The 13818-nt window shown below is 68.2% G+C and carries 14 protein-coding genes; all 14 read right to left on the bottom strand.

The window, feature by feature from the left end:
- Window positions 1-174: 174 nt before the first annotated feature.
- The 14 genes from cobK to PMX21_RS04485 are packed head-to-tail and all read right to left on the bottom strand — an operon-like array spanning window position 175 to window position 13792.
- The gene (gene cobK / locus PMX21_RS04550) at window positions 175-948 is read right to left on the bottom strand and encodes a precorrin-6A reductase (RefSeq protein WP_271758339.1); all 774 of its coding nucleotides are present in this window, start codon (window positions 946-948) and stop codon (window positions 175-177) included.
- Window positions 945-1586 (bottom strand): precorrin-8X methylmutase, encoded by a 642-nt coding sequence (locus PMX21_RS04545; protein WP_271758337.1) that lies wholly within the window; start codon window positions 1584-1586, stop codon window positions 945-947. The genes cobK and PMX21_RS04545 overlap by 4 nt, the downstream gene beginning before the upstream one ends.
- Window positions 1587-2102, bottom strand: a complete 516-nt coding sequence (locus tag PMX21_RS04540) for a cob(I)yrinic acid a,c-diamide adenosyltransferase (protein ID WP_271758335.1) — start codon at window positions 2100-2102, stop codon at window positions 1587-1589.
- A complete protein-coding gene (locus PMX21_RS04535; protein ID WP_271758333.1) occupies window positions 2099-3598 on the bottom strand; it encodes a cobyric acid synthase in 1500 nt (499 codons plus the stop codon). Before PMX21_RS04535 ends, PMX21_RS04540 begins: the two co-directional genes overlap by 4 nt.
- Window positions 3591-4814 carry a pyridoxal phosphate-dependent aminotransferase gene (locus PMX21_RS04530; RefSeq protein ID WP_195621295.1) on the bottom strand — a complete coding sequence of 408 codons (1224 nt, stop codon included), beginning with the start codon at window positions 4812-4814 and terminating at the stop codon, window positions 3591-3593. Before PMX21_RS04530 ends, PMX21_RS04535 begins: the two co-directional genes overlap by 8 nt.
- A complete protein-coding gene (gene cbiB, locus PMX21_RS04525; protein ID WP_271758331.1) occupies window positions 4811-5785 on the bottom strand; it encodes an adenosylcobinamide-phosphate synthase CbiB in 975 nt (324 codons plus the stop codon). Before cbiB ends, PMX21_RS04530 begins: the two co-directional genes overlap by 4 nt.
- Complete coding sequence (locus PMX21_RS04520; RefSeq protein WP_271758329.1) at window positions 5785-6741, bottom strand: histidine phosphatase family protein; 957 nt, start codon at window positions 6739-6741, stop codon at window positions 5785-5787. The genes cbiB and PMX21_RS04520 overlap by 1 nt, the downstream gene beginning before the upstream one ends.
- A 41-nt stretch (window positions 6742-6782) precedes the next feature.
- Complete coding sequence (locus tag PMX21_RS04515) at window positions 6783-7550, bottom strand: adenosylcobinamide-GDP ribazoletransferase (RefSeq protein ID WP_195621297.1); 768 nt, start codon at window positions 7548-7550, stop codon at window positions 6783-6785.
- A complete protein-coding gene (locus PMX21_RS04510; protein WP_271758327.1) occupies window positions 7547-8095 on the bottom strand; it encodes a bifunctional adenosylcobinamide kinase/adenosylcobinamide-phosphate guanylyltransferase in 549 nt (182 codons plus the stop codon). Before PMX21_RS04510 ends, PMX21_RS04515 begins: the two co-directional genes overlap by 4 nt.
- Complete coding sequence (cobT, locus tag PMX21_RS04505; RefSeq protein ID WP_271758325.1) at window positions 8092-9234, bottom strand: nicotinate-nucleotide--dimethylbenzimidazole phosphoribosyltransferase; 1143 nt, start codon at window positions 9232-9234, stop codon at window positions 8092-8094. Before cobT ends, PMX21_RS04510 begins: the two co-directional genes overlap by 4 nt.
- Window positions 9227-10609, bottom strand: a complete 1383-nt coding sequence (locus PMX21_RS04500; RefSeq protein WP_271758323.1) for a cobyrinate a,c-diamide synthase — start codon at window positions 10607-10609, stop codon at window positions 9227-9229. The genes cobT and PMX21_RS04500 overlap by 8 nt, the downstream gene beginning before the upstream one ends.
- Window positions 10606-11970, bottom strand: a complete 1365-nt coding sequence (cbiE, locus tag PMX21_RS04495) for a precorrin-6y C5,15-methyltransferase (decarboxylating) subunit CbiE (protein WP_271758321.1) — start codon at window positions 11968-11970, stop codon at window positions 10606-10608. Before cbiE ends, PMX21_RS04500 begins: the two co-directional genes overlap by 4 nt.
- Entirely contained in the window at window positions 11958-12701 is a 744-nt protein-coding gene (gene cobJ / locus PMX21_RS04490; protein ID WP_271758319.1) for a precorrin-3B C(17)-methyltransferase, read from the bottom strand. The genes cbiE and cobJ overlap by 13 nt, the downstream gene beginning before the upstream one ends.
- Entirely contained in the window at window positions 12701-13792 is a 1092-nt protein-coding gene (locus PMX21_RS04485) for a cobalt-precorrin 5A hydrolase (RefSeq protein WP_271758317.1), read from the bottom strand. The genes cobJ and PMX21_RS04485 overlap by 1 nt, the downstream gene beginning before the upstream one ends.
- Window positions 13793-13818 lie beyond the last annotated feature (26 nt).

Genomic DNA, 13818 nt, shown 5'->3' with positions numbered 1-13818 from the left:
TATGCTATCTAGCAGCAAAAACAGACACTATTTCACCGCAACTTGTTGAAGGGCCGCTTGCGCCAGTTCCGGGCGTCGTCCTCGAGCTATTGGCGAATGACGGGCTTGTACGGGTCAAGCTTGCTCGAGGCGATCCTCCTCGCGGGCGGGAGGGCGCGCAGGGGCGGCGAGCGCCTAGCGCGCGAACTCCCGTAAGAGCGCGTCTTCCACTTCCCGAAGCGAAAGGGCCCCGTCTCCCTCGGCGGGACGGGTGACCACGATGCAGCGCGCTCCCACGTCGCGCGCGGCGGCAAGCTTCTCGGCCGTGCCGCCTACGGTTCCCGAGTCCTTGGTCACAAGCCACTGGGCTCCCACCTGCCGAAGCATCGCCTCGTTGAGCTCGCGGGTGAAGGGCCCCTGCATGCCGATGACGTGCGACGGCGAAAACCCCGCGTCGATGCACTTCGTTATAGCACCGGGCAGCGGGAGCACACGCACGAAGAAGCGCTCCGAGAAATCGGCGACGCGCGTATAGGGAGCAAGCTCCTTGCTCCCCGTCGTGAGAAGCGCGCGACCCGGGTTCTCGGAGAGAAAGCGCGCCGCGCAGGCGATCGACGCGACCGACACGACGCCTTTGGGCAGCGCCTCGGCCGCGCGCGCAAGGCGCAGGCATCGTACACCCACGGCGAGCGAAGCGGCTCGGATGTTGCCGCTTGCGAGCGTAGCGAAGGGGTGCGTGGCGTCGACGACGATGCGCGCGCCGGAAAGCTCGCGCTCCATGTCGGCATCGTCGAGCCTGCCCGCATGCACCTCGATGCCCGGAAGCTCGCCCAAAAGCTCTCCTCCGTACTCGGTTGCCGCGTAGGCACGGGCGGGGATGCCCGCCCCGCTCGCCCATTCGCACAGAAGGCGGCCCTCGGTGGTGCCGGCGAAGATGCGCAGCGCCGGCACGGATGCGGGGGCCGTCACTTCGCGCCACCCGTGCGCGTGATCTGGTAGAGCAGCGCGTTCATAATGGCGGCCGCCACGGTCGAGCCGCCCTTGCGACCCCTCGCGACGATGGCCGGCACGCGTCGCGCGAGTAGCTCCTCTTTCGCCTCGACCACGTTCACAAACCCGACCGGCACCCCAACGACGAGCGCGGGCGCGATCTTTCCCGCGTCCATGAGCTCGGCGAGGCGCAGAAGTGCTGTGGGAGCGTTGCCGACGGCCACGATAAGCGGACCCTCGATGCGGCAAGCTTTGTCCATGCTCGCAACGGCGCGAGTCGTGCCCGCGGCGCGCGCCGTTGCGGCGACATTAGGGTCGGCCATGTAGCACACGGCCTTGCAGCCGAGCTTCGCGAGCGCGGGCTTGCTTATGCCTGCGAGCGCCATGTTCGTGTCGGTGAGCACCGTGGCCCCTGCGCGCAGTGCGTCGAGCGCACAGTGCGCGGCATCATGGGTGAACACGAGGGAATCGGCGTACGAGAAGTCGGCAGTGGTGTGGATGACGCGCTTCACGACGGGCTCTTCGAGCGGCGGGAACGTGCGGCCGCCAAGCTCTTCGGTGATGATCTCGAAGCTGCGCCGCTCGATGTCGCCGGGCGCCATCTCCTTGGAATCCATCTAGTACTCCACTCCTTCCCTTGCACATATCCCCTGAGAGTAGGGGTGTTTCTCGCACCGCATCTCGGTTATGTAGTCAGCCTTCTCCACGATCTTGTGGGAAGGCGCGCGCCCGGTGAGCGCTACTTCGACGCCGCGCGCGGACATATCGAGCGCGCGGTCCACGAGTGCCTCGTCGACAAGCCCCTTCGAAAGCGCGTCGAGCGCCTCGTCGAGCACGAGCAGCCCCTCATGCGCGCCCTCGAGCTCGGCGAGCGCGGAAGCGAGGTTCCCATCATGCAGCTCGCACGTCGCGGCAAGTTCTTCCGACGTCATTGACCAGGTAAACTTGTCCGACACCTTCCCCGCGAACACGGGCACGCCGAAATGCTCGGCGAGCAGGCGCGCCTCCCCGCTTTCGCCGTCTTTCAGGAACTGCACGACGACGACGCGGCGGCCTGCGGCGAGCATGCGAAGGGCGAGGCCCATCGTCGCCGTGGTCTTGCCTTTGCCGTCGCCATGATACACGTGGATCATACGCCCTCCTCGATAATGTGGTAGACATACTCCATGTCGAGCGCCCCGCGCACGACATCGGCCAGGCGGTCGAACTCGCGCGCACGGTGATCAGCTGCGGACGCCGCGCCCGCAGCACCCACGACGCTCTCGGGCAGGCCGCGCATGCGCGCGAGCGAACGCGCGAGGGCGAGCGCCACCCCCGGTTCGTCGAACAGGCCGTGGAGATAGGTTCCGAACACGTTTCCGCAGGCCGCACCTTCTGGTTTGCCGCCAATCGTGCCTGCAGGGGCGCAGGAGACGGTCGTTTCGCCGTCGTGAATCTCGTACCCGCGCGCCGTCATGCCGTTCCACACCGAGAACGCGCCTTGGGCGCACGTGATGCGCAGCTCCGACTGGGCGAGGCGCTTTTCCTCCTTGAACACCGTACTTGCAGGGATGAGCCCGAGCCCGCGCGCGGTGCCAGCGCCTTCCCTGCCGTGCGGGTCGGAAAGCTCGTCTCCCAAAAGCTGGTAACCTCCGCATATGCCGAGCACTGGCGTGCCCGCGCCCGAAAGCGCGCGCACACAGGCTCCGATGCCGCTAGCCGCAAGCCAGCGCGCGTCGTCGAGCGTGGTCTTCGAGCCGGGGAGCACCACCAGGTCGGGTCGGCCCAGATCGGTCGTCGAGGAAACGTAGCGCACGCCCATGCCGGGCACGCGCGAAAGCGGGTCGAAGTCGGTGAAGTTCGACAGATGCGGAAGGCGCACGACGGCGACGTCGATGATGCCGCGCGCCTCGCGGGCAGATAGGCGCGGCGCGAGCGAGTCCTCGTCGTCCAGGTCGAGCGTAAGATACGGCACGACCCCCACGACGGGAACCCCGCACATCTTCTCGAGCGGGGCCAAACCCGGGCGCAGGATTTCCACATCGCCGCGGAACTTGTTCACCACAAGCCCCCGCAAAAGAGCGCGATCCTCGGGCGCAAAGAGCGCGACCGTGCCGTAGAGCTGGGCAAACACCCCGCCTGGGTCGATGTCGCCCGCGAGCAGCACGGGGGAGGACACGGCGCGCGCGAGCCCCATGTTGACGATGTCGTTTTCGGCAAGGTTGATTTCGACGGGGCTGCCGGCGCCCTCGATGACGATGACGTCGTTTTCCTCCGCGAGCGAATCGAACGCCTCCAAAATCTGCGGCATGAGCGCCTTCTTTCGTGCGAAGTAGTCCCTCGCAGCGAAGGCTCCCTGCGCCTTGCCGGCCACGATGAGCTGGCTTCGGTGATCGCTTTCGGGCTTGAGCAGGATGGGGTTCATGCGCACGTCGGGCGCGATGCCGCACGCCTCGGCCTGCATGATCTGAGCGCGCCCCATCTCGAGCCCGTCGGCCGTGACACCGCTGTTGAGCGCCATGTTCTGGCTCTTGAAGGGAGCCACGCGCAGGCCGTCCTGCGAAAGCACACGGCACAGCCCCGCCGCAAGCAGGCTCTTCCCCGCGTTCGACATGGTGCCCTGGATCATGATGGGCTTCGCCCTACCCACGGGTATCGACCTCCTTCGCCGAGCCTCGGCCATCCGCGCCCGCCATAGCGCCGCTGCAAGAAGCGCCGCCCCGTTCGTCGGGTTCGCCTTCGCCCGATGCGCCTTCCGCCCGAAGCGCGCGGCTGAACGCCATCGCAAGCCGGGCATTCTCCTTGTGCGTGCGCACGGCGACGCGGCACCAGAAACGGGACAGTATCGAAAACGAGTCGCACGTGCGGACCAAAACCCCCTGTTTATACAGGCGCTCGGGGATGTCTTTCGCCGGCGTGCGGACTAAAAGGAAGTTCGCATCCGACGGCACGACGGAAAGCCCGAGCGAGGAGAGCTCGTGGGAAAGCCACGCTCGCTCGCCCGCCAATACATCGCGCGTGCGCGAGACGTATTCGACGTCTTCCAGGGCGGCGATGCCCGCGGCCTCGGCGACCGAGGAGACGGGCCACGCCTGCCCCGCCCGGCGAATCCCCTCGATGAGTTGGGCGTTTCCGCTGATCAGATACCCCAACCGCAACCCTGCCATTCCGTAGAGCTTGGTGAACGCGGAGAGCACGGCCACATGGTGCGAACACGCGGCGCGTGCGGCCACGCTCCTTTCGCGGGCGTCGGGCGCAAATCCGAGGAAGCACTCGTCCACGACGAGCAGCGCGCCCACCTGCTCGCAGCGGCAAGCCGCGGCATCGATCACGCGGGGGTCGACGAGGCGCCCCGTCGGGTTGTTCGGATTGCAGAGGTACGCCACGTCTCCCGGCCCCTCGATCGCGCGGGCGAAGGAGGCGGGCACGTCGAAGTCATCCGCCTCGGAGAGCGGGAACTCCTGCACGCATGCACCGTAGTACGATGCCGCCTCCGCATATTCAGAGAACGTCGGCGCGCACACGACGATGCGTTTCGGGCGTACCGCCGCGGCGAGCCGCCAGATGATGTCAGACGCGCCCGCGCCGCAGACGATAGTATCTTCGGGAATGCCCTGGGCGCGCCCTAGGGCGCGAACGAGTGCGAGGCTTTCCCTATCGGGGTAGGCGTCGATTCGAGAAAGCGCCTTGCAAGCTGCGGCGACGGCGCGCGGCGAGGGGCCTGCCGGATTCACGTTCACCGAGAAGTCAATGAGGTCGGAGGCGCCCCCTTCGCAAGCGATGCCGAGCGATTGCGAGCTGCCCCCATGCGTACGGGCGCGCAGGATTCCCCCGGCAGCCTGGGGCGCGGCGTGGTCTTCCCTCATGCCATCGCCCCCACGGCGAGCACGACCGCCGCGCGCGCGGCGCCGAAGACGACAAGCGCGCATACGGACGCGGCGAGCATGAGCCTTGTCGCCCGTGCGATGTCGCCCCACTCGATTTCGCGGGACGCGTCGCCTATCGTCGGTTTCTCAACGAGCTTGCCGAAATACACCGCGGGTCCCGCCAGGCGCAGCCCGAGCGCGCCCGCGCACGCTGACTCGGTCTGCGCCGAGTTGGGGCTCGCATGGCGACGCCTGTCGCGGCGCCAGATGCGCGCCGCCCCGCGCGCGTCGAGCCCGACGATCGGGCACACGGCGATCATGAGCAGGGCCGATAAGCGCGAGGGAATCCAGTTCACCGCATCGTCGAGGCGCGCCGAGGAGCAGCCGAAGTCGATGTAGCGCTCATTTTTGTAGCCCACCATGCTGTCGAGCGTGTTCACCGCCTTGTACGCCATGCCCAAGGGCGCACCCCCGATCATAAGGTAGAAAAGCGGCGCGATGACACCGTCGCTCGCGTTCTCCGCCACCGTTTCCACGGCGGCGCGCGCAACGCCCTGCTCGTCGAGAACAGACGTGTCGCGTCCCACGATGAGCCCGACGGCTTCGCGAGCCGCGACAAGGCCGCCCTTCGAGAACGCGCGGTCCACGGCCAGGCTCTGGCGGCGAAGCTCGCATGCCGCGAGAATCTGATAGCTTGCCCATGCCTCGGCCACGAAGCGCAAGCCGGAGTGAACCATGCCGCAAAGATGCAGGATTCCCCAGGTCAAAAGCCCACACGCAAGCGGAAGCGCCACGGCGAGCACAAGCCCTGCGGCGCGCGTGCCCGCGGACGTTTGCGGGAATGCGCCCCGCAGGCGGCCTTCGGCCCACGTGATCGCGCGCCCCATGGCGACGACGGGATGGGGAAGCCAGCGCGGGTCGCCGAAGGCAAGGTCGGCCGCGAACCCGGCGGCGACGGCAAGAATCGTCATCACCGGGCATCGCCCCCCGAAGCGGGGCGAACGTCGCGAAGGCAGCGCCCATCCCAGGTGGCGGCCCATGCGCCGCCCGGCTCGGTATGCACGTCGAAGTATCCCATTTTCGGGACAGCTAGCTCGGAGAGCAGCGCTTTCACGGTACCCGCGTGAACGACGAAGACGGCGCGCCCACTCCCCTGGGCGCGCTCCGATTCGCACGCCTCCCGAAACGCCGCGACGACGCGGCGGGTGAAATCGCTCTTGCCCTCGCCATGCGGGCAGCGCGTCTCACACCAGGAGTCTACCCAGGCGCGGTAACGCGCATCCTCTTTAAGTTCGGCGGCGCTTCGCCCCTCGAAGTCGCCGAAATCTATCTCGCGCAGACCGGGGCACGCCATAAGCTCCGCGTTCGGGAAGAGGATGCGTGCCGTCTGGTCGGTGCGGGCCATGCCGCTCGTGATAACACGGAACACGTCACGATCGCACGCGAGGTCGCGCAAAGCGCGCTCGCCCGCGCTCGACAGGGGCTCGTCGGTGCCCGCCCCGCTGTAGCGATGGTCTTCCGTGCCCGCCGTGGCACCATGGCGCACGAAGATGACTTCCAAAGGCGCGCCCGCGCCCAGCGTCCCTCGAGGCGCATCGGCAAGGTTTCCTTTGATGACCTGGGGAATCCCGCACGTCATGCGCACGACGACGTCGGCGCGCGCAGCGAGCGCGCATCCCAGGCGCCCCGCGCGCTCGCGCCATTGGGCGTCTTCCGCACGCATAGGGACGACCCCCGAGCCGACCAAGGTCAGAATCACTGCGTCGAAGCCAATCAGCCGCTCGAGCGCCCGGTCAGCGTCGAGCGTGCGTACGAGTTCCTCAGCACGGTACGCGACACGGCCGGCAAAAACCGCGGGCACGACGCCCTCCGCAAGCTGCGCCGCGTCGACGAAATCGTCCGCCGTGAACCCGAGCTTTTCGCGCACGAAGGTCCTCTTCCCCGAATGCGCGCCACCTACCACGAGCATCATAGGAGCATGCCCCCCGCCACCAGCATGGCAAGCATCGCGAGCTCGGCCCATTGCAGAAACCATCCGGCCAAATCCCCCGTCACCCCGCCGAAGCGGGACAGGGCAACATGGCGATACCACGCGAGCGCCAAAAGCCCCGCCACCGCCATAAGGGCGCCGACGGCCCGAGCGCACGCGACCATCCCTGCAGCCGAAGCCGCAGCGAAAGCGCAAAGCGGCACGACGATCGCCGCGCGCTTCTTCGAAGGCGAGAGTCCCGCGGCCATGCCGTCCGCCCGCGCGGCAGGCCAACATTCAACGGCGAGCCCCGAAAGCGCGCGGGAGAACACGAGCGAGCACAGAAGCGCGAGGAACGTCCCCGCCGTAAGCGGCAGCGCGGTGAACAGGGAAAACTGCAGAATAAGGTACACGACAACACCGATGACCCCGAAGGCGCCCGCCCGCGGGTCGTGCATGATCTCGAGCTTTCGCTCGCGTGGGGCCCAACTTGCAAGCGCATCGGAGGTGTCGCAGAGCCCGTCTAGGTGGATGCCTCCCGTCACCGCCACAGGCAGCGCCACGAGCACAGCCGCGACGATGGTCGCGGGCACGCCGAACAGGTTCGCCATGTACCCCCACGCCGTCATGAGGAAGCCTTCCGCAACGCCCACCAGGGGAAACGCGGCAAGCGCATGGGTTGATCCGAAATCGGTCCAGGTCGATTTCGGGACGGGGATGCGCGAGAACGTTCCGAACGCCGCGCCGATTGCCTCTGCTATCTTCACCTTGTAGGCCCTTCGCCTTTCATCCACACGGGAATCCCGCACACCACTTCGACTGCGCGGTCGGCCAGCGCCGCCACGCCCGCGTTCACGCGCGCGAGCGCGCGCCTCCATGCCTCGGTCCCCTCATCGTAGCGCATCCCATCGGCGAACACGTCGACGGAGACCACCACCGTATACGCAGCGGCCTGAGCGAGCCGTTCGATGCCTCCGAGCACCTCGCGCGCCGCAGCGTCGGGGTCACGTGGGGACAAGCCGCCTTCCGCGAAGAGCTCGTTCGCAACCAGGTTGCCCACGTCCTCCAAAAGAAGCGTGCAGCCGCGCGGAAGCCCGGACACTGCGGCGCCCACGTCACGCGTGCGCTCGAGGGTGGAAAACCCCTTGCCCTCGCGCAGCGCCCGATGGCGCGCGATGCGGCGGGCGCCCTCTTCCCCGAAGGGCTCCATCGTTGCCAGGTACACGCGGGGTCCGTCGTGCCCGAGGCACAGGGACTCGGCGTAGGCGCTCTTGCCGCTCGCGGCGGCGCCGATGACGAGCGTTACCGTCATTTCCCGGCCTCGAAATGCTCGTAAGCAGCCATGCCAGTCGCCGTGAACGTCTTCCCATCCCGGTACACGCGCAGCGCCGAATCCAGAAGGGGCAGATACGCCATGGCGCCCGCGCCCTCGCCCAAGTGCATGCCTGCGTCGAGGGGTGCCTTTATGCCGAGCTCGCGAAGGAGCTCCTGGCTTGCGGGTTCGCTTGATGTGTGGGTGCCCACGAGGTAACCCAAGGCGTTGGGGCACAGGCGCGCCGCGCACAGGGCCGCCGTGCAGGATATGACCCCGTCGAGGAGCGACGGCGCCTTCGAGGCCGCGGCCCCCAGGTAGAAACCGCACATCGCCGCGATGTCGAAGCCGCCCACCTTCGAGAGCACGTCGATCGGGTCGGCGGGATCGGGCGAGTTCGCGTCGATAGCGCGCTCGACCACGTCGCGCTTGCGCGCGAGCGAGGCGTCCGAGAGGCCCGCGCCGCGCCCGACGAGACTCCGCGCGTCCGTCCGGAGGAGCACTGCGGCCACCGCCGCCGAGGTGGTCGTGTTGCCGATGCCCATCTCGCCCGCGGCGAGAAGGCGCACGCCGGCGCGGGCAAGCCCGCACGCGACGGCGATTCCGACCTCGATCGCGCGCACGGCCCCATCGCGAGACATAGCGGGGCCGTACGCGATGTTGCCGCTCCCCCGCCGCACGTTCGCGCGCACCATGCGCGCGTCTTCTATGCCCCGGGCCATACCCACGTCGACGGGCACGACCTCGGCACCCGCGAACGCCGCCATGCGGCAGGCGCTCGTGGCCCCCTCGCACATGTTGCGCGCGACGACTCGCGTCACGTCTTGCCCGCTTTGCGACACGCCTTCGGCAACGACCCCGTTGTCGGAGAAGAATACCGCGAGCGCACGGGGAAACTCGACCACCTCGGCGCTCCCCTGAGCTGCGGCGATACACGCGACGGCGTCTTCAAAGTCGCCCAATCCCCCCAAGGGGTGCGCGATGGAGTCCCACGCGGCGTACGCGGCGGCGCGGGCGCACTCGTCTGCGGGCGCAATCCGGGAGAGCGCGGCTTCGAGCACGGCGCCCGGCGCCGACGAGAACGCGCGCTCGACTTCCTCGCGGATGCAGGCAAGCGCGGTTTCGGTTGCTTCAGCCATGCCGTCTCCTCTCTGCGAACGACGCTGCGGCAGACGCGAACGCGCGCGCAACGTCGGGGTTCGCAGGATAGTACACATGCGGGAAGCCCGCAACCAGGGACGGGGTGGTCGTCATGCACGGCCAACCCTTGTCGCGCCGGGGCTTCTGCGCCCAGAAGTCGCCGCCCGGGCAGGTGGACTGCCAGTAGTGGAACTCGTGCGCGCGGATGCGTGTGCCGCGCGGCCCGTAGAGCCCGTCGCGTTGGGAAGTGAGCTCCACGTACCCGAAATGGGACAGCCTTCCCCCGTTCTCGCTTACGCCCTCAAGGGCGCCCGCAACAGGCCAGCGCCGCCCCTCGCTATCGGCGATTTCGCGCTGCAGATACAGAAACCCACCGCATTCGGCGACCGTCGGCATGCCGGATTCCACCGCGCGCCGCACCGCCTCGCGCATCGGCGCGTTCTCGGAGAGCTGCCGCGCATGGAGCTCCGGGTAGCCGCCCCCCAGATAGAGGGCGCTTGTCCCCCGGGGCAACTCGCTATCACACAGGGGGCTGAAAAAGGCCAGCTCGCAACCCAGGTCCTCGAGCGCGCGCAGGTTCTCCTCGTAGTAAAACGAGAACGCCTCGTCACGCGCGACGGCGACGATGGGCCGCGCTCCCGCGATCGGCTCCAACCGATAAGGTTCCTCGCAGATATCGGGTGCCGTCGCCGCTATTTCAAGCAAGCGGTCGACGTTGACGCTCTTTTCCACCAGCTCGGCCATCTTGTCGATGCGCGCGGAGAGCTGCTCGACCTCGTCGGCGGTCACAAGCCCCAGATGCCGGCTTTCGAGCGAGAACGCCTCGTCGGCGGGAATATTACCCAAAACCGCGACGCCCGTGTGCTTCTCGATCGCAGGCGCCGCGTAGGCGCAGGCAGCGGCGCTCGTCTTGTTCAGCACGACGCCGCGCACGTTCGCACAAGGCAGGAACTCGGCGATGCCGCGGATTACGGCGGCGAGCGATAAAGACGCCCCGCGCCCGTTCACCACTAAAACGACCGGCGTTTCCGTGTCGCGCGCAACCTGGTAGCTGCTCGCGTCGGCCACGCCGGGCGCCATGCCGTCGTAGAAGCCCATGACCCCCTCGAGCACCGCGACATCCGCGCCCGCGGCGCCGCGTGCGAGCAGGGCGCGCAGCGTCGGGGCGTCGGTGAAGAAGCCGTCTAAGTTGCCCGAGCGCGCACCCACGACGCGGCGATGAAAGAGCGGGTCAATGTAGTCGGGGCCGCATTTGAAGGCCGCGCATGCAAGGCCGCGGCGCGCGAACGCGCGCAGGAGCGCGCACGTTACGACCGTCTTGCCGCTCCCACTCGAGGGCGCAGCGACCATGAAGCGCGGGATGGACGTGCTCACCGGGCGCCGCCTTCCCCACCTGCACCACGCGCGCTGACGAGGAACACGGGGTTTTGCGCCTTCATAAGATGGTGCGAGCCTACAGCCTCGGCGCGGGCGGCCGACACCTGGCACGCCTCGAACCCCTTAAAGCGCGAACCCGAGAGGAGCGCGCACGCCTCGGTGAGCGTCTCAACGGTGACGCATGGCACGCACAGGCGAACCTGCGAGTTCTTCTCGAGCGCCGCCTCCACGATGGAGGGAAGCTCGCCCGCGCTCCCGCCGACGAACACGGCGTCGGGGACGGGCAGTTTCGCGAGCGCTTCGGGGGCGACACCGGGGACCGCATGCACGTTGCCGCACCCGAATGCATCCGCGTTCTCTCGGATGAGCCGCACGCCGGCCGCGTTGCGCTCGACCGCCCATACCGAGCCCGCTCGCGCGACGAGCGCCGCCTCGATCGACACGCTCCCCGTGCCAGCGCCGACGTCCCACACGGTGTCGGTCGCGGTAAGGCGCAGCTTCGCGAGCGCGACGGCGCGTACCTCCTGCTTGGTCATGGGAACGTCGCCGCGGATGAAGAGCTCGTCGGGAATGCCCGAGGAAGCATACGGCCAGCGGGAACTCGCGGCGCGGGATGCGCCCGCAGAGTCCGCCGCGGAAGAAGCCGCCGCGGAAGAAGCCGCCGCGGGCGCAGACGCGCCGGCCGGTGCCTCGGAGGCTGCGCTAGAGCCCGCAGGCGACCCGGCGCCGCCTGCGAAATCGATAAGCATCACGTTCAAGTCGTCGAACGTCTGACCTGTGATTTCACTTGCGGTCGCGCAGGTGATGCGCTCGTCGGGGTACGACAGGCGCTCGGCCACCGTCACGCACGCGTCCCCGAAGCCCGCCTGCACAAGCTCGCCCGAAAGCCGCGAGGGATCTTCCCCGCCCGACGTGACGAGGAAGAGCTCACCTGCGCGCTCGGCCTCGGCCACGATGTCGCACGCCACGCCGTGAGCGCTCGCGAAGCGCCAATCCTGCCATGGACGCGCGAGGCGCGCGGCGAGATACGACGCTGAGCTTATGCCGGGAATGACGCGCACGTCCACCTGCGCGTCGCCGGAGAGCGCCTCCACCAGGCGGCGCGCGCCGCTGAACAGCCCCACATCGCCCGTCATCACGACCACGGCGCGCTGCCACGACGCCGCATCGGTGAGCGCGGCGACGATGTCCGCCGTCTTCACGAGCTCGCATCTCACCACGTCGGGCGGCACGTCGATGCAGGCAAGCGCGCGATGAGCGCCGATGACCACGTCGGCGATGTCGATCGCGTCGAGCGCCGCGCGCGAGAGCAAGTCGGGGTTTCCGGGCCCCGCCCCGATGATCGTTACCTTTCGCATGGAATCTCCCGATACCCGCGCGGCGTGACCATACGTCCGCCTACGAGCTTCGTGTCCGCGTTGCCGACGAACACGGTGGTGAACATGTCGGCGTCGATCTCCCCCAGCTCGGAGAGCCTGCACATGCCCGACTGCTGCCCCTCGCGCCCGATGTTGCGTACCCAGCCGCAGAGCGTGTTGGGGGCCTTCCATTCGAGCATAATCTTCGCCGCGCGTGAGAGCCTGTCGGCGCGCTTTCTGCTGCGCGGGTTGTACAAACAGATGCAGAAGTCGGCGCTCGCCACGGCGGCGAGCCTGCGCTCGATGACCTCCCATGGCGTGAGCAGGTCGGAGAGCGACACGACCGCGAAGTCGTGGGCAAGCGGGGCGCCGAGCACCGCCGACCCGCTCTGAGCCGCGGTGGCCCCGGCGATAACTTCCACGTCTACATCGGGGTAGTCCTCCGCAAGCTCCAGCACGGGGCTCGCCATGCCGTACACGCCCGCGTCGCCGCTGCACACGAGCGCCACGGCTTCTCCACTCTGCGCGCGCGAAAGCGCAAGGCGGCACCGTTCGACCTCGTGCATCATCGGCGTCGCGAGATGCGCCGCGTCGGGCACGGCGGCGAGCGCGAGCTCCACGTATTTCGTGTAACCCACAACGACGTCGGACGCCTCGAGCGCACGCCGAGCCGCAATCGTCATGCCGTCGGGGCCGCCCGGGCCGATTCCCACCACGAAGAGCTTTCCCATCACCGCTCCTTAAACGAAAGTTTAATAGTTACCTTGGAAAACGCGACGGTCACGCCGCCGTGAGCGAGCTTCGGGAAGATAAGTTTGCCCCCCTCCGCGAGCGCCGCGCGCTCGCACACGTTGTCGACCCCCACCGTCGCGCGCACGAAATCAGATGGCGAAACGCTGCCTTCGACCTGCGACAACTCCTCTGCGGAATACGTCGCAAGCGGGATATTGCGCGCGCAGCAGAAGGCGAGCAGACCCTCCTCGTGCGCCTTCACGTCGATCGTCGCCGCCTCGCGCACGGCCGAAGGCGAGATACCCACCTGCCCGCACGCGAGAAGAAACGCCTCCTCGAACGCTTCGGCGCACGCACCGCGACGGCACCCTATGCCCGCAACGATGCAGGGCACGACAAGGCGAAGCGGCTCGGGCGCAGGCGCCTGCGCCCGCACGCACGCTGGCTTCCCAGTTTCACCGGCGGGCACGACCTCGCCCGTTGTCTCCGCCGCGCGAACGAACGCACCTGCATTCGCGCCAGCGAACGGTGACACGACGATATCGGCCCGAGCGCGGTCGGACGCAATGTCAACCCCCTCAGGCGGCTGTCCCGAAATCGGCATGTCGGAATAGAGCGCCACGTGCCCGCCCGAAAGCAGCCTCGCCGACACTCGCTTGATAGCCTCGGGATTCGAAACGGCGAGCCCCTCACAGCGCGCCCACGTATCCACCGCCCACACGCCGCGGACGTCGGTCGCCGTTGTGATGACGGGGATGGCCCCTGCCGCGCGTGCCACAGTTTGCGCAAGCTCGTTCGCACCGCCCAAATGCCCCGACAAAAGCGGGACGGCAAAGCGCCCCGCCTCGTCGATCACCACAACCGCGGGATCTTTTGCCTTCGAGGCGACATGCGGCGCGATCGCCCGCACGGCGATGCCCGCCGCGCCGACGAACAGAAGCGCGTCCGACGCTTCCCACGCGAGCGCCGTCCATGCGCGCAGGTCGGCCTTCCCCTCGCCGAACCCGCGCGAAACGGAAACGTTCCAGCCAGGGTCATCTTCACCTGTCTGCGCGCAATCGGAAAGCGCGCGTGCGGTGCGCTCCGCCAACGCATACCCCCTCTCAGTGAACGCTA

Origin of the sequence: Collinsella aerofaciens (assembly GCF_028209885.1) — a bacterium.
Classification (GTDB): domain Bacteria; phylum Actinomycetota; class Coriobacteriia; order Coriobacteriales; family Coriobacteriaceae; genus Collinsella; species Collinsella aerofaciens_BA.
The sequence above is the reverse complement of the archived record's forward strand: the minus strand, read 5'-3'. Positions and strand labels throughout refer to the sequence as shown.